Source organism: Marinomonas arctica (assembly GCF_003259225.1).
Classification (GTDB): domain Bacteria; phylum Pseudomonadota; class Gammaproteobacteria; order Pseudomonadales; family Marinomonadaceae; genus Marinomonas; species Marinomonas arctica.
The window spans coordinates 71,064-87,981 of the sequence record NZ_QHJF01000001.1; the positions used below are offsets into that span (position 1 = coordinate 71,064).

Sequence of the window (16,918 nt, forward strand, 5' to 3'; positions counted from 1 at the left end):
CTCGCTAGTCCTGCGGATTCGCTAAAAAGAGCTTAGCGGTCGCATCAAGGTTAGACGGGAAAAACAGATGCAAGTAACTGGCGGTTAAACCTTTCTGCTGATAAATCGCTTCCCCTGGGGCTGGGTGTCTTTGCCGACGACCATAGCCGACCGGTTCAGGCGTATTGGCGCTGCGAGATCTATGGTGAGCGTGCCCGCGAATGTCCCCTTGCGGCGTCACGGCCGTTTGCATACCTTGGCAACCACGTTTCCCCCGCATCGCACCTTGGCCTGCTAAAATTCCCAACATAGGGTATTCGTTTTCCTCTAAATCTGTGAGCGTCTCTAAGCTATAAAGCATGCCACCACATTCCGCCAAGATACCTTTGCCTGCCTGATAAAAATCTTGAATAGCTTGACGCATGACGGTGTTTTCAGACAGGGTTTTGCTGTGCAACTCAGGATAACCACCCGGCAACCAAAGGGCATCAGCCTTAGGCAAAGCTTGATCATGCAAGGGCGAGAAAAACACCAGTTCCGCGCCTAAACTTTTTAGTGCAATTAGGTTAGCATCATAGATAAAGCTGAAGGCCGCGTCTTTTGCCACCGCGATGGTTTTGCCTAGCAAGTGTTGCTCGATGGTTTGTTCAGCGTCTACTTGGTTTGCAGGGTAAAAAGGCACCGCATTTGGCAAACTTAACAAACCGCTATCTTGCGTTTCTTGTAACCATTCCACAGCGGCTTCAAAGCGAATTTCTAGTTCATCTTTCACTTCGTCCGCTTGCACCAAACCCAAGTGGCGTTCAGGTAGGGTAATCTCGTCATCACGCTTTAACGTCGCAAGCAAAGGCAGGCTTGCAGGCAGTGCATCGCGAATCAGTTCTGCGTGACGTTCGCTGCCGCATCGGTTAGCAATCAAGCCGGCCACTTGCACGTCATCACGAAAATTTGCCAAGCCTGTCGCAACGGCGGCGGCGGTTTGCGCCATGCCTTTAACGTCCATGACAATCGCCATGGGAATACCAAAACGCGCTGCCAAATCGGCACTAGAGGGTTCGCCATCAAACATGCCCATGGCGCCTTCGACCAAGATCAAATCCGCTATTTGTGCCGCTTGGTACAGTTTGTCTTGGCAGTAGTATTCCCCTGCCATCCAGATATCAAGCTGTTCAACTGGCTGTTTAGACGCCTGCGCTAAAATTTGTGGATCAAGGTAATCTGGGCCCGTTTTGAAGACGCGAACCACTTTGCCCTGATTGGTAAAATAACGTGCCAAGGCCGCGGTAATGGTGGTTTTCCCTTGATTCGATGAGGGCGCTGTCAAAAATAACGCCGAACAATGAACGACAGAAGTGGTCATAAAACAGTCTCTAAAAGTGTCTAACAGTTCTCTAATAAAGAACTCAATAATACGTATTGCGCACCCAAATGCTGGGCAATATCCTGACCTCGACCACGCTTAACTGGCGCATTTTCAGTATCGATCAATACCGTATTGCCCTGTAAAACAAGATCTGACACATCCGCTTGAGTGCGGCCATCGGTCAATATATAAGTTTGGCTTTTTAAACCCGTCGTTGCCTTGTGTTGTTTGGCCAAATACTGACTGGCATTTTCTATGGCAACGCGAAACGGAGTACCGCCACCCGCACCCAAATCCTCTAATAAATCGGCAATCTCTTTGGGAGCACGAACTTTGGGCAAAATCGACGCCACACCGTCTTGCCCAAAACCTAAAATAGCCATTTGCTCTCGAGCCAAGTAGGCATGATGGGCAATGTCTAAAATCACCCCCTTGGCGTGAGCAAACACGCCTTGGCTCAAGGTTGACGCCGACGTATCTAACAACACCAAGTGCAAAACGGCCTGCCCTGTTTTAGCCGGTTTATGAATCAGCTCTTTCGGCGGCCAAGCTTGTGGCTGACTGATAATACTACGAAACCAGTCAATGCCATCGGCTGACGAACGCTCAACAGGGTGCGCAACATCAGGACGATAACCACTCAGCTGCTTGCCTTTGCGCTTTCCCGGCGTCATCTCATCAATACAAGCAAGCGTTGAGCTTTGTCCGTTTGACTCGATTTGCACCCCCACGTTTATCGGCGCACTACTCGCAAGCGCGTGCGGCTCCATACTTCCCCATTCACCAGAATCATTGTGCTCATTTGTCTGATTACCTTGAGCGCTTTCTTGATCTTGTGGTTGATTGCCTTTGTTTTGTGAAGGCGAACGTGAATGATCAGGACGGCGAGATGGCGGAGGACTTGGCGGCGGTGACTGATTCTGTGTTTTAACTTGGCGTCTATGTCTCAATACCAACTCTTCCACGGCTTGAATATCGTCCAAGACGACGACTTTTGCACCACGCCACGCCGCGTGTGTCATCGCTGCTCGAATCCAAACAATGTCGCCACGCACGCCATCAATATTGGCTAAATGACAACGCCTTGCTACTTCCAAACGCAACTCGTCAGAGCAACGCACCTGCTCTAAGGCGTGTCTTGCTAGGCGAATGCTGTTTTTTAAATTACGCTGCTTATACTTAAAAGCGTCACAAAATGCCTGAGGGTCTTGGTCATACTCATCGCGCAAACGTACGATCTGTACACGCTCTTCAAGACTGTATTGATTGCTCAAGGCCACCATTAAGCCAAAGCGGTCTTTTAGCTGTGGACGCAATTCACCTTCGTCAGGGTTCATGGTACCCACTAATAAAAAACGCGCTGCGTGTTCATGACTAATACCATCACGTTCAATACGATTCACACCACTGGCCGATACATCCAAAAGTTGATCGACCAAATGATCCGCCAGCAGATTCACTTCGTCCACATACAACACGCCGCCATGGGCTTTGCTCAACAATCCGGGCTTAAAAGCGACCTGTTTGTCTTGCAAAACTTGCTCTAAATCCAGCGCGCCAAGCAAACGATCTTCACTGGTCCCCAGTGGTAAAGTCGCAAAAGGGGCTAAATGTTCGCTGTCTAGCGATGGCATGACCCCAGACAAACCGCGAGCCAAGGTAGACTTTGCCGATCCTCGTGGACCGCTAATCAAAACACCACCAATGTGTGGGTTAATCGCACACAAAATCAACGCCAGTTTAAGCGGCTCTTGCCCTGCTACTGCGGTAAAAGGAAAGTCACTGGAGGCTAAACGGGTCATGGAACTACCTGTTGCGGTTCGTTAAGGTCAAAAAGAAAAATTACCCTCTATTGTAGGCGTTTTCCCTATGATTTGTCTTGTCTGACCTTATCCATGTATTGGCTTGACGTCAAACCGAAAGGTTTCAATATGACTTGAACGAAACGCATGAGTGATGACGACACTATAATGGAGACTATTTGTCTGAATGGACGATTGATGGATCTGAGTATTGCGTAACCAAGGTCTCCACTCGCCCCAAATCAAATTGTTCAATGGCCGAGCGAATTACCTTTTGGTGCGTCATGGGCAATAAAGCACATAAGGCATCAAAAGCGTCTTCCGTTGCTTGCATATTCCCGCTTTGCGCCGCAAGCAATAATGGCTGCCAGTCCTCTGCCGTTATTAGCCGCAATGACAAAGGAGCAACCTCACTTGCGTTTTCTTGATTCGATTCGTCTAAACCTCCGCCATTCAACATCGCTTTGGAATCCAAAAAGGGTACAAAGCGCACGTCTAGGTGCGTCACTAATGCCTTGTAAATGAATTCTATTTGATACGGTTTCGCAATCACTTGCCAGAAACCTTCATCCAGCAACGCCTGCTGCTCATGCACCAAGGTCGATGCTGTTATAGCAATAACAGGTATCTTTCGCTGCTGATCTTCTTGCTGAATCACTTTTAATAGATCAATACCGGTTTTATTTGGCATCCGGATGTCTGTCATGACCAAGTCTGGCGGATTCGCTCTAAACGCTTTGATTGCCTGCTCGCCGTCCGCCGCTTCCACAATCTGGCACCCTGCTTTCTCCAATAAAGACACCAAAATATCCCGCGACCAATCATCGTCTTCAGCCACCAAAACTCGAATCGGCTCATTCAATCGCATGTTTAAAAACGCGCTTTGTTCGTCGACACCCTCTAGGTCATTTTTACTGACTTTTGCCAAAGGCAAATCCACCATGATCTGAGTACCGACACCTTCACTGCTTTTTACGGATAATGAACCTTGCATCAGTTTCACCAAGGTTGTCGATAACGCCAATCCAAGCCCCGTTCCACCGGAGGCCTCACCCGCTTTCCCTTGAACAAAAGGCGTAAACAAATGCTCCATTAATTCATTTTCGATGCCAGGACCGGTGTCTTCGATAATGATATGAATGCGTTCTTCTTGTATTCGTGCGATGATTTTAATATAACCTTGCGAGGTAAATTTAACGGCATTGCCCAATAAATTGGTGATAATTTGCTGAAATTTGATCGGATCCATCCACACAAGCTGCTGGTCATCAACGTCACATTGCACAATAAGATCCAGCCCCTTGGCTTGAGCCTGCCCCTGAAACAATCTGCCAATTTGGCTAATTTCACGACACAGGTTGATTTTCTGCTCATGCAAAACAAGCCGACCGGACTCAATGCGAGCAATGTCTAGAATGTCATTTATCAGCGCGAGTAAACGCTCACCTGCGCTCGCAATCGATAAAAATCGTGTGCGTGACACACCGGTTAATTGATTGTCTTCGCTAATCAGTTGGGCATAGCCAATAATGGCGTTTAAAGGCGTGCGAATTTCGTGACTCATGTTTGCCAAAAAATGGCTCTTGGCTTGGTTGGCTTGCTCCGCGGCTTCTTTTGCTTGCTCCAACTGCAAAGAGACCTGTTTCTGCTCGGTGATGTCACTCATGATGTCGCCAAACGAAATCGGCTTACCGTCTTCATCACGCAATAAGAAATACGTTTCGTAAGTCGAAAAAATGCGACCTTCTAGACTTTTGGCCTGCAACTCTCCTTGCCAGACACCATGCTCTTTTACATAAGGAATCACCGTTTCTTTGAGAAACTTTTGACTCACCTCTGGGTAGAATTCAAGATAATTCAAGGATTGTAGAAACGCATCATTCGCTTCTTCTTTCACCCCCAAAAGAGTACGTATCTTTTCATTAAAATAGGAAATTTTTCCATCTAACGTCGCCATAGCAAAACCTTGTGCGGAATTGTCGGCAAAGCTTTTGAATAATTTCAGTTGATTGATCAGCAGGTGGCGCTCGGTAATGTCTGTGGCAATACCTAAAGTCCCACGGAAGTGAATTGACGGCTCGATAACCGGTACTCGATAGACTTCAAATAAACGAGGTGCGCTGCCGTCGCTGGGATATCCCCACGTTTGCTCATGTAAGGTAAAACCGGTTTTTAACGCTTCATCATCTCGACGTTGATAATACGGCCCCTTACCATCAAAATTTAAGTCTAAATCGGTTTTTCCCTTAATGTCATCCACGGACAGCCGATTAAAATCAAGAAAGGCTTGGTTACAATCCAAATAACGCCCCTTCTCATCTTTAGACCAAACAATGTCAGGAATATTATTGAGCAAAGACGATAATGTTAATTCTCGACGTCTCGCTTCTTCCCGCGCCAGAATTAATGCATTTTCCGTTTCAACAAGATGACCAATTTCCTCAAAAATCCCCGCCACACTTAGCGCTCTATTGTGACTGTCTCTACGCGTTACGCTGCCGCGCATTTTTATCCAAAAACATTCATCTTGGTGGTTTCGAATTTGCAACCGCGTGGATTTAGGGACAAGATGAGCTTCTTTCTCTAATAATGCGTCTTTCCATAAATGGAACGTGCTTTGGTTTTCTGGCGACAAAAAGGCCAACCAGTCGTCAAGATGTTTCGGGGTTCGGCTTTCTTCAAACCCCAACTGCATAAAAAATTCGGAGGAAGCATACAAGCGGCCAGTTTCGGGAAACCATTCCCACACGCCGGCGTTAGTGGCTAAAATAGCTCGAGAATATCGACGTTGCAGCAATTTAAAGCGCAGTAGAAAAGCCAGTTGTAACGCCACCAGCACCAGCACAGTCGCGAAAAACACAACAATTAAAGCTTTGAAAATCATAGGCAACTCGATATCCATGTACAGAATCCCCTAACCTTTCATCGTGATTTATAGGCTGACTTTTTGCCCTAAAGCTTTTCCGGTTTATGAAAAAAGTAGCCTTGCCCCCATTCAACACCCAACAATTGCAATGCATCGACTATTTTTTGGTTTTCGACAAACTCAGCCACCACAGGCTTATTCAGCATTTTAGCTAATTTAACAATCGAATCGACCATCCCGTGGTGGATTTTATTAATGTGCATATCTTTAATAAACATGCCGTCTATTTTGATCAAATCAAAAGGCAAATCCATCAAATAAGCAAACGACGAAAACCCTGTACCAAAGTCGTCTAAGGCAATACTGCAGCCATGCTCATGCAATACAGACATAAAGCGTCTCGCATCCGCAAAGTTATTGAGCGCCTCCGTTTCGGTAATTTCAAAACAAAACTTATGGCCATCTAATTGATAGCGCTTTAATTCTTGTACGATGAATTCTGCAAAGTCGACTTGGCGTACCGACAAAGCAGAGACGTTCAAAGCAACCTGATCAATCGACTCCCACAAACTAGGTTGTTCATATAACTGGCGCATGGTGTGGCTAATCACCCAACGGTCTATCTTTGACACTATGCCAAAACGCTCAGCGGCTCGAATGAAGTCATTTGGGTAAATTAGCCCGCCGTTTTCTTCATCTTTAAGTCTAACCAATATCTCAATTTTCTTTTTGGGCTCATCTTGTATTAAAGAACACACCTGCTGAAAATGCACTTCAAATAGGTCTTTTTCAAGACCATCAATAATGCGCAGCCCCCAGTTTAAATTACCGCGATGTTCTTCATAAGCAAGGTCTTGGGCATTTTTCACAATGCGGGAACGAACACCCGATTTTTTGCTGGAATAACACACTTCATCGGCTAACATCACCACCTGTTCAAACGACACCATATCCAAAGTAATCGGGATCGCTACTTGAGTCGCACTCATTCGAAAGTGACGCTCATCCCAGGCAAAGGAGAAGTCCTTGATGCCTTGCTGCAATAAGCGAAAAAAAGACTCCACCGCTTGACTGCCCCCCTTGCTCATTACTATCGCAAACTTATCACCACTTAAGCGTGCGCAAAAATCACGCTGAGGATCGGTAAGTTCACTTATCAAAGAGGCCAATTGATGTAATAACTCATCACCAGCAATGCAACCGCAAGAGTCGTTAATCAGGCGAAACTCATTAATATCAATAAGAATAAAATACGGCGTATATTGAGAGGTCTTGGCTTGAATGCCGGATATAAAATAGGAAACACGTTCATCTAAGGCGTCACGGTTATAAAGCTGCGTAACAAAGTCGTGTTGCGCTAGGTATTTTAGTCGATCTTGCATGTATCGTCTTTCGTTGACTTCTTTACGCAAGTTTCGATTGACTAGGTTTAAATCTGCCGTACGTTCTCGTACCTTTTCTTCCAGTGACGACGTTAATTCTTTTAGTTCATTGACCAATTGAAACTTTTCCAATTGATGCAAAACTCTGGAGCGCACTTCTTCGATACGAATCGGCTTACTAATGTAATCGTTACCGCCCGCCTCAAAGCCTCGGCTGATATCATCAGCTAAGGCTGTTACAAAAATAACAGGCACATCTTTATGCAAAGGGTGAACTCGAATTCGACGGCACGTTTCAAACCCATCGATTCCCCCCATCATAACATCCAATAAAATAAGGCATGGTTGTGTTCTTTCTAACAGCTCTAATGCTCGCTCACCCGAATTCGCGACGACAATCTGGCAATCCAGTGCATCCATCACGTCCTTTAGAACGCGTAAATTTTCTGGTACATCATCGACAATTAACACTGTTGGGGGGTGCTTCATACCTATCCATGCCTTTTTCTTTAATTTGACAATGACCTAATGAGCGCTCTGCCTCAATCGTCAACCAGAGAAAAGACCTCTTAATTAACGTCATTAGAATGCCATAATTAACCAATTAAACAACGCCCCAAATATTAACCCTGTTTCTTACAAAATATCCATCTCGTTAGCAATATAAAAAACACCCAACAGACTACATCGGCTTTTTTTGACAAAATGCTTCCCTTTAAAAGGCCCATTTGGCGCAAAAACAAAGCCGCTTGCACCACAACAAGACCTTTTTAAAAAAATGAGGACCAACGAGATTTTTTAAGGCTTACTTTCTACCACGACTATTTGCGCCCATTTAGGTGGGCGATGATAACGCCCTACAACCGAGCTTAGTAATAGAAATGCCAGCAAAGAGTAGATCAAATGACCGATATCAAGAAACGCAATAGCAGCAACCAAAACAAGGATGTCGGCAACGAGGGTCGTTCTACTGGCGTGAATCGCAAAGCGTCGCTCCAAGTAAACGGATAAAATATTCAGCCCACCTAAAGACGCATTGTGGCGAAACAAAATAATCAATCCAAATCCAACCAACAGGCCGCCTAACGCACCGGATAACGCCGGATGAATGGACAAATACACATACTCCTTCATCAACTCAGTCAATATTGACAACAGGCTAACGCTCACGAACGTTCGCATCGTAAAAGCTCGACCGAGTGTGTACCAAGCCAATATATAAAAGGGAAGATTGAGTAAAAAAAACAACTGACCAAAAGACAAATCCGTCAATCTTAACAAGATCATACCAACACCAGCCGTGCCACTTATCAGCAAACCAGACGAGTTGAGTATATGCAAACCTAGGGCAACCAAAAGACAGCCCTCTAAAATAGAAAGCCAACGGTGGGTAGTTTTCATAAAAAGTCCTTAACAAGAGCGATATTAACTTTTGGTTAATAAAAAAGGGTTGTAAAGTTACTTCTTGTGGAAGCAAATAACACAGACCAAATACAGACTGAGTTTCTCACTCAAAATCGAAGCATATTTCATACCATAAAAGTAAAATAAACAATCAATTGTCTGGATTTTTTTCATCGCTTCTCCTATTTACAACGTACATAGCGAATAGCACTACTCATCAAAATAGAAACAGAGCTACAATTACCTAATGAGAATAACACTTAGACAATTACAAATATTTGAAGCCGTTGTACATACGGGCTCCGTTACGGCGGCGGCTGAATTGGTTTCTATTAGCCAGCCCGCGGCGAGCCAAGCTCTCAGAGAACTTGAAGCGTTGTTGGGACGGCCACTTTTTCGTCGCCACGGTAAACGCCTACAAATCACCCCTCAAGCGAGACACCTGCTGCCGCAAGCGCGCGCCGTGCTCAGCCAGATAGAACAAATCGAAAGCATGGGCAACGAAGATGAATTAAGTGGCTCACTGCATCTGGCCGCCAGCGTCAGTGTTGGCAATTATTTGCTGCCCAAACAAATGTCCCTTTTCAAGCGACAACACCCTAATATTCGTTTTAATCTGGACATAGGCAATACCCAAAGTGTGATTCAGCAATTGCTCACTGGCAAAGCTGAAGTAGGCTTTATTGAAGGCTACTGCCAACATGCCGAGCTGATGACACAAGTATGGCTGAAAGATGAACTGGTGGTGTTTGGCTCTACAGAAGAAGATCGTCCTGAACATCTTTCTTGGGAGGACTTAAAACAAGCCAGCTGGGTGATGCGCGAGTCAGGCTCCGGCACGCGTAATATTTTGGAGCAAGCCACCGCCGCTGAAATCCCTCAACTGAATGTAGTATTATCTTTGGCGCACATGGAAGCCGTAAAACAAGCCGTTATTCATCAAATGGGCTTAGGGTGCTTATCTCGAATGGCAATTTCACAGGAACTCAACGCTGGACTTATTCGCCTTTATCAAACCCCACTGGAGCTCAACCGGAACTTATTGATTGTGACGCCAAAAAATACCGCCTTAACACAAAATGCGCAGCGCTTTATTGATCTATGCTGTGCCGCCCCAATTTTGTCGACACTCTGAGAATGATAAGCAGGCCGTTTTTATATCAGTATGATGCTTGCTTATCTCTCTTTATTTATCTCTATAAACAAACATTACGAGTGACATAACAAGTATGAACATTAATAAAATCGACCTTAATCTTCTTATTTATCTCGATGTCTTGCTCAGAGAATGCAATGTCACACGCTCTGCAAATAAGCTAAACATTACCCAACCTGCGATGAGCAATGGATTAAAACGTTTACGCGATTTATTAAATGACCCGTTGCTCGTTCGTACCAGTGAGGGTATGAAGCCCACCGAAAAAGCATTACGCTTACAACCGATTGTACGCAAAGTCTTGCTTGAGCTAGAAGAAGCTTTGCAACCTGAAGCTGATTTTAACGAGAGCACCAGTACACGGGTGTTCAGAATTATGGCCAGTGATTACGCAGCCTCAACGGTCATTCCACGACTGTTAAACCGCCTACGGGAATACGCACCGGGCATTACCCTAGACATTATGACGCCAAGCGATGTGACCTTTCACGATGTGGAAGCGGGTAAAATTGATATGGCGATCAACCGTTTTGAAGAACTTCCCCAATCGTTCCATCAAAAAAGTGTCTGGTTCGACACCTTTGTCTGCATGATGAGTTCAAAAAATCCCGTCAAAGATCATTTCGACATTGACGCTTACCTACAGGCACAGCATATCTGGGTGAGCAAAACAGGCTTTGGTGTTGGTGTCGGCATGGATCCCACCGATGTCCAAAAGCTGGGGTGGGTTGATGAGGCTCTACAAGCACTGAATCATAAACGCAGCATTCGTGTATTTACCCGAAGCTACCATACCGCCATGCATTTGGCGCTGGAACAAGATCTGATTGCCACACTGCCCAGAAAAGTCGCCATGGTAAACCGAAAAAATCCAGACCTCGTGATATTGGAGCCACCTTTCAAAATCCCTAAAATTGAATTAAAAATGATCTGGAGCCCATTGCTGCATCACGATGCCAGCCATATTTGGTTCAGACGACAGGTCATTGATGTCGCCAATGAGCTAAAAGAACAAAGTAAACAATAACGTATCGACGAAGGTTAGCATTATGTTTCAGGTGTCTCATATTCATCATATCGCCATTATTTGCTCTAACTATGAGGTTTCAAAGCATTTCTATACGCAAATTCTTGGCTTTCCCATTATTAATGAAACCTACCGAGAAGCTCGCCAGTCCTATAAATTAGATTTGGTCATTACAGACAACCAACAAATTGAACTTTTTTCCTTTCCTTCACCACCAGCGCGCCCCTCTCGACCAGAAGCACAAGGCTTAAGACACCTTGCCTTTGCCGTAAAAGATCTGGAAGCCTGCATTCACCACTTAAACAGCCAAGACGTGCCCACAGAAGATATTCGCCTGGATGAACTAACAGGCAAGCGATTTACGTTTTTCGCCGATCCTGATGGTTTGCCGCTCGAACTTTACGAAGAATAAAATCCGCTCATAAAAAAAACGCACGCTACAGAAAGTAGCGTGCGTTTTTAAAATGCAAGACGTGTCTTTTACAAAGACTTAGCACTTTCTGCAAGGTAAGCAGCAACACCTTCAGGGGAAGTTGTCATGCCTTTGTCGCCTTTGTTCCAGCCAGCTGGGCAAACTTGACCGTGCTCTTCGAAGAACTGAAGTGCATCCACAACACGAACCAATTCATCCATGTTACGGCCAATTGGCTCATCGTTTACCACTTGTGAACGAACGATACCTTTCTGGTCAATCACAAAAGAGGCACGCATCGCAACGCCAGCTGGGTAGTAAGAATCGCCACCTTCAGACTCGATACCGTAAGCTTTGGCAATCGCATGATCCATATCAGCCGCTAGCGTGTATTCAACAGCACCGATACCACCTTGCTCAACCGGCGTATTACGCCAAGCATTGTGAGTAAAGTGAGAGTCGATAGACACACCAATAACTTCTACGCCCATTTCACGGAATTTATCCATACGATGAGACATGGCAATGATTTCTGAAGGACATACGAACGTGAAGTCTAACGGATAGAAAAACACAATCGCATATTTGCCCTTGATCGTTTCAGCTAAGTTGAAAGAATCAACGATTTGACCATCTGCCAATACGGCTGGAACAGTGAAATCTGGGGCTTTTTTACCAACTAAAATAGACATCTTTATACGTCTCCTTTTTATTGCTTAATTTATAAGGCTAGTGTTTAACGCGATACTGTCACTTAGATCCCTAAGTGACCCAAAAACTTATTCTTCGGAAGACCCAACAGCCTCTTTGATTAAAGCCTGCAGTTCGCCATTAGCGGCCATCTCAACGATGATATCACAACCACCAATCAACTCACCTTTAACCCAAAGCTGAGGGAATGTCGGCCAATTCGCAAACTTTGGTAGTTCTGCACGAATGTCTGGGTTTTCCAAGATATTCACAAACGCAAAACGCTCGCCACAAGACATTAATGCCTGTACCGCCTGTGATGAAAAACCACATTGAGGGGCACGAGGATTGCCTTTCATGTATAGCAAAATATCGTTCGTGCTAATTTGCTCTTTAATTGTTTCGATTGTATTACTCATGCTAAAAACCTCACTGCGCTGCGGTCAATTGATCAGGAAAAGGCTCTGCTTGTTCCCTCACTTAATCAAAGACGATTAAAATCATTAAACTTGGCTCAGTTTATGGGGGCTAGTGGTATATTTACAACCCCAAGAAGACGCTTTCCTTTGTACTTTCTCTTGTTAATTACCCTTTACTCGCCTACCTGAGTGTATTAAATTGGTCGATTCCCTTTTTCAAAAGACTATCAAGGAGTCCTAGCGTGTCGCCCAGACATTTTCTTACTCTGAAGGATCTATCTTCCGACGAGTTAAAACAGTTACTATTGAGAGCTTCTGAGCTTAAGAAAATCCATCATGAAGGCACTCTATTTCAACCGCTAAAAAATCGAGTTTTGGCGATGATATTTGAAAAATCCTCGACGCGAACTCGAGTGTCTTTTGAAGCTGGCATGGCTCAATTTGGTGGTCACGCGTTGTTTCTTTCTTCTCGTGACACCCAACTTGGTCGCGGTGAACCCGTTGAAGATAGCGCACGCGTCATTTCAAGCATGGTCGACGCCGTGATGATACGAACCTTTGACCATAAAACCGTTGAAACTTTTGCGAAATATTCCTCTGTGCCAGTTATCAATGCACTGACGGATGATTATCACCCATGCCAGCTACTCGCAGACATGCAAACTTACCAAGAGCATCGCGGTTCAATTGAAGGCAAAAAAGTCGTCTGGGTCGGTGATGGCAATAATATGTGCAACTCCTACATTAATGCGGCGGTTTTGCTGGATTTCCAGTTAGTGGTGGCCTGCCCTGTGGGTTATGAACCGAATGCGGATTTGGTGGCACAACACAGCGACCGGGTAAAAGTTCTGCATGATGCCCACGAAGCCGCAACAGGTGCGGATTTAATTGTCACCGATGTTTTCGCATCGATGGGACAAGAAGATGAACAAGAACAGCGCTTAAAGGATTTTGCAGGCTTCCAAGTCAATTCTGCACTGATGGCCAAAGCAAATAAGGGCGCACTCTTTATGCATTGCCTTCCTGCTCACCGCGGCGAAGAAGTATCAGCAGATGTGATTGATCACCCAGATAGTGTGGTCTGGGATGAAGCTGAAAATCGTCTCCATGCACAAAAAGCACTACTTGAATTTTTGTTGTGCCAATAACAAAATAGGCTCGCTCGCCCTCCCGTTGGCGAGCTTTTTTTGAACTCAAAGATTGAAAAAAACTCATCAACAGCGAATCACTATGAGCATTATTGAAGTTAGGCATTTAAAAACACTGACCGCACTCAGAGAAACAGGCAGCTTAGTGGAAGCCGCTGAACGCGTTCACTTAACACAGTCCGCGCTTTCCCATCAACTCAAAGATCTTGAAGAAAAATTAGGCTGTCCGCTGTTTATTCGCAAAACCAAGCCCGTTCGCTTTACCAGTGCGGGACTGCGTTTACTGCAACTGGCCGACGATGTGTTGCTTTCTTTCCGCTCAGCACAGCGTGATATTCAGCGTTTTGCAGAGGGCGAAAGTGGCCGCCTACACATTGCTATCGAATGCCATAGCTGTTACGAATGGTTAATGCCTACTATTGACCATTTCCGTGAACATTGGCCAGATGTGGAACTCGATCTTTCCACTGCCTTTGGTTTTATGCCCTTGCCTGCCCTTGCCCGCGGCGATTTAGATTTAGTGGTCACCTCTGACCCCCAAGATATTCCTAATATTGAATACATTCCGTTATTTCAATATGAATCTCAGGTTGCCCTATCTCGACACCATCCACTGGCAAAAAAAGACTTTTTAAAACCAGAAGACTTTGAAAAAGAAACCTTGATTACCTATCCGGTAGAAACCGAACGACTGGACATCTTCAAACACTTCTTAAACCCAGCAGACGTATCACCAGCCAAAATCCGTCACAGTGAACTAACCTTAATGATGATGCAGTTAGTCGCCAGTGGACGCGGTGTATGTTGTTTGCCAAACTGGGCCTTAACAGAGTACACCAATCGACAATACGTGATTACAAAGTCATTAGGAGAAGAAGGGATTTGGTGCAAACTCTACTTGGCAATAAGAAAAGATCAGCGCGAGAATGCTTACATGGAAGATCTCATCTCCACGGCATCAAAGACTTGCTTTAAAAACTTAAAAGGAATTCTAGCGCCCGAACTGTAGGCCAGGATGAATCAGCATCAGGACAAGGTCTTCTGATGCTGATTACGCGACCAAATCAAACTAAACTTAGCCCCACCAGACTCACTCGCGTCGATCAGTACCGCACCGCCATGCCAGAAGGCAATACGCTGAACGATTGCCAGACCTAACCCATACCCACCAGACGCTCGTGTACGGCTGTTATCTAAACGCTGAAAAGGAATAAAGACTTTATCTCTGTCTTCAAACGCAATACCAGGACCATCGTCTTCAATGTCTAACTGCCAACGCTCTTCATCTTGCGAGAAAGTGATCACAATCTTACTGTTAGCGTACTTTGAAGCATTTAAAATGAGGTTCTGTAGGGCTCGGCTTAAATGATGCTCATCGGCCAAAACGAGATCATTTTCATCAATATGCACTTCAACATTTAAATGCTGAAGTAACAAATGATTATGCTGCAAAATATTGTCAACGAGTTGAGCAATACAAAGCTCTTTAAAGTTCAGCGCTAATGATCCGCCTTCTAATTTTCCGTACGTTAAGACTTCATCCACTAATGTATTTAGCTCTTCAACGTCTCCTTCCAAGGCCTCAATGGTTTTAGCGACATCGTCGTCCACTTCATCCTTCATGACCTCTAAACCAAAGCGTAAACGTGCAATAGGCGTTCTCAGCTCATGAGAAATGGCATTGATCATTTCTCGCTGCACTTTCAGCAATCGCTGTATATGAGAGGACATAGAATCAAAAGAATACGCCAACTCTTTCAAGGTACCGCTGCTATCAGGAATGCCTTTTGGTAAGCCGCTTCGACCGCGAGCAATTTGGCGAGTAATGCTTTCAAAGGTTTTGCGCTTAAAATCCAACGAAACCAGTTCACGCCAAATCAACAGCAGCATGATGGTGATACCAACCCCCACAACAAGAACCACAACCAATGTCAGCGAAAGGCTATCGCTATAAGCAACAGACAAATACACTGGTTCATCGGCGAATTTATCTTGCCACACAAAGCCGTACTCACTGTATGCCCCATGAACTAACGCCACACCAGTCACAGAATCCGACGCACCAGTAGAGATTTTTTTCATCACAAGACAAGGCATACCTTCTATCAGATCTATTTTATCTTGATAGCTGATCTGATCGGTCTGCAAAAAAAACTTCACCAGAGACTCCAGCTGAAACAGCTGGTTACCTTGTGCCGCACGCCCAATCAACATCGGAGCATCCGGTTCACCAAAGGTGAGCTGATAACTGCTATCTGGAAATTTGAGCCATGTTTTGTCAGTAATTAAGGAAGGAATGCTAGAAATTGGGGGCAATTCTTTGGACGTTAGCGTCCAATTGAACTGCGAATCTGGAAGTTTCTGGCTCACGCCTGACAGCAGCAGAGCCGAACTGAATTCCGCATCAACACACAGTAATTGCTCCGCTTTTGATGCACCAAAACGGATTTGCGTAAACTCCATGACTACATAGCAGCAAACAACAATAACGACACCACCAAAAACAAGGTGTCGGTACAAACGCCACATTTCAGCTTGCATGGTGCTTTATACTTCTTTTACGAATAAATAACCTTTGCTACGAATGGTTTTAATACGACGAGGATGTATAGGATCATCCCCTATTTTTGAACGTATGCGAGAAATCCTCACATCCACGGAACGATCTTGACCATCGTACTCAATGCCACGCAACTCACCAAAAATTTCTTCCCGACTCAGAATACGACCGGCATTACTGGATAATAACCACAATAAGTCAAATTCAGCACTGGTCAACTCCACTTCTTCTTCAAGCAACCACGCCTCACGACGCGAATTGTCAATCGTCAAAGGGCCAAAAGTAAGATTTTGCTCGGTTTTACTAAGATCAAGTGATAAATCGACATCTTGAGTACTGCGACGCAACAAAGATTGAACTCGAGCCAAAAGAACACGAGGTTTCGCAGGTTTTGAGACATAATCATCCGCACCAATCTCTAACCCTAAGATTTGATCGACATCATCACTGCGCGCCGTTAACATCAGAATCGGTCCCTTGTAGTCATTACGCACGCTTCTGCATACCGTAAAACCATCCGCGCCAGGCAACATCAAGTCAAGAATAACCAATGAAGGCTGCTCTGCGATAATGCGAGCAATCGCTTTGCGTCCATCTGGCTCAACGTCAACTTTAAAACCATTTTTCTGCAGATACTCCTGGGTTAGTAATGCTAACCGCTCGTCATCCTCAACAATCAAAATATTTTTGTTGTCGTCTACACTCATGGG

At 45.0% G+C, this 16,918-nt stretch carries 14 protein-coding genes; 5 read left to right on the forward strand and 9 right to left on the reverse strand.

Annotated features, from left to right (window positions below; translation table 11 throughout):
- Positions 1 to 4: 4 nt before the first annotated feature.
- The 5 genes from DK187_RS00345 to DK187_RS00365 all read right to left on the reverse strand — a co-directional run bounded on the left by DK187_RS00345 (position 5) and on the right by DK187_RS00365 (position 8,793).
- Positions 5 to 1,339, reverse strand: a complete 1,335-nt coding sequence (locus tag DK187_RS00345) for a cobyrinic acid a,c-diamide synthase CobB (protein WP_111605340.1) — start codon at positions 1,337 to 1,339, stop codon at positions 5 to 7.
- A gap of 20 nt (positions 1,340 to 1,359) precedes the next feature.
- On the reverse strand, positions 1,360 to 3,144 hold the full coding sequence (locus DK187_RS00350; RefSeq protein WP_111605341.1) for an ATP-binding protein: 1,785 nt from the start codon (positions 3,142 to 3,144) through the stop codon (positions 1,360 to 1,362).
- 175 nt (positions 3,145 to 3,319) lie between these two features.
- Positions 3,320 to 6,046 (reverse strand): hybrid sensor histidine kinase/response regulator, encoded by a 2,727-nt coding sequence (locus DK187_RS00355; protein ID WP_111605342.1) that lies wholly within the window; start codon positions 6,044 to 6,046, stop codon positions 3,320 to 3,322.
- Between the two features lie 50 nt (positions 6,047 to 6,096).
- Positions 6,097 to 7,881 (reverse strand): EAL domain-containing response regulator, encoded by a 1,785-nt coding sequence (locus tag DK187_RS00360; protein ID WP_111605343.1) that lies wholly within the window; start codon positions 7,879 to 7,881, stop codon positions 6,097 to 6,099.
- Between the two features lie 309 nt (positions 7,882 to 8,190).
- Entirely contained in the window at positions 8,191 to 8,793 is a 603-nt protein-coding gene (locus tag DK187_RS00365; RefSeq protein WP_111605344.1) for a DUF6198 family protein, read from the reverse strand.
- A 250-nt stretch (positions 8,794 to 9,043) separates the two neighbouring features.
- Here DK187_RS00365 and DK187_RS00370 point away from each other — a divergent pair, with 250 nt between their 5' ends.
- From DK187_RS00370 to gloA2, 3 genes are all read left to right on the forward strand, one after another.
- Entirely contained in the window at positions 9,044 to 9,931 is an 888-nt protein-coding gene (locus tag DK187_RS00370; RefSeq protein ID WP_111605345.1) for a LysR substrate-binding domain-containing protein, read from the forward strand.
- 94 nt (positions 9,932 to 10,025) lie between these two features.
- On the forward strand, positions 10,026 to 10,979 hold the full coding sequence (locus DK187_RS00375; protein ID WP_111605346.1) for a LysR family transcriptional regulator: 954 nt from the start codon (positions 10,026 to 10,028) through the stop codon (positions 10,977 to 10,979).
- 22 nt (positions 10,980 to 11,001) lie between these two features.
- Positions 11,002 to 11,391 carry an SMU1112c/YaeR family gloxylase I-like metalloprotein gene (gloA2, locus tag DK187_RS00380; RefSeq protein WP_111605347.1) on the forward strand — a complete coding sequence of 130 codons (390 nt, stop codon included), beginning with the start codon at positions 11,002 to 11,004 and terminating at the stop codon, positions 11,389 to 11,391.
- A 68-nt stretch (positions 11,392 to 11,459) separates the two neighbouring features.
- On the opposite strand, the gene DK187_RS00385 is transcribed toward gloA2, so the two are convergent.
- Both DK187_RS00385 and grxD read right to left on the reverse strand, forming a co-directional pair.
- Positions 11,460 to 12,083 (reverse strand): peroxiredoxin, encoded by a 624-nt coding sequence (locus DK187_RS00385; RefSeq protein WP_111605348.1) that lies wholly within the window; start codon positions 12,081 to 12,083, stop codon positions 11,460 to 11,462.
- Positions 12,084 to 12,170: 87 nt separating this feature from the next.
- Positions 12,171 to 12,500, reverse strand: a complete 330-nt coding sequence (gene grxD, locus DK187_RS00390) for a Grx4 family monothiol glutaredoxin (RefSeq protein WP_111605349.1) — start codon at positions 12,498 to 12,500, stop codon at positions 12,171 to 12,173.
- Between the two features lie 242 nt (positions 12,501 to 12,742).
- On the opposite strand from grxD, the gene argF reads away from it, so the two are divergent.
- Positions 12,743 to 13,648, forward strand: coding sequence for an ornithine carbamoyltransferase (argF, locus tag DK187_RS00395; protein ID WP_111605350.1), 906 nt, complete (start codon positions 12,743 to 12,745; stop codon positions 13,646 to 13,648).
- Positions 13,649 to 13,730: 82 nt separating this feature from the next.
- Positions 13,731 to 14,657 carry a LysR family transcriptional regulator gene (locus DK187_RS00400; protein ID WP_269808138.1) on the forward strand — a complete coding sequence of 309 codons (927 nt, stop codon included), beginning with the start codon at positions 13,731 to 13,733 and terminating at the stop codon, positions 14,655 to 14,657.
- Positions 14,658 to 14,674: 17 nt separating this feature from the next.
- Here DK187_RS00400 and DK187_RS00405 read toward each other — a convergent pair whose 3' ends face one another.
- Together DK187_RS00405 and DK187_RS00410 are read right to left on the reverse strand one after the other, a co-directional pair.
- Positions 14,675 to 16,189, reverse strand: a complete 1,515-nt coding sequence (locus DK187_RS00405) for an ATP-binding protein (RefSeq protein ID WP_111605351.1) — start codon at positions 16,187 to 16,189, stop codon at positions 14,675 to 14,677.
- 6 nt (positions 16,190 to 16,195) lie between these two features.
- Positions 16,196 to 16,915, reverse strand: coding sequence for a response regulator (locus tag DK187_RS00410; RefSeq protein ID WP_111605352.1), 720 nt, complete (start codon positions 16,913 to 16,915; stop codon positions 16,196 to 16,198).
- Positions 16,916 to 16,918 lie beyond the last annotated feature (3 nt).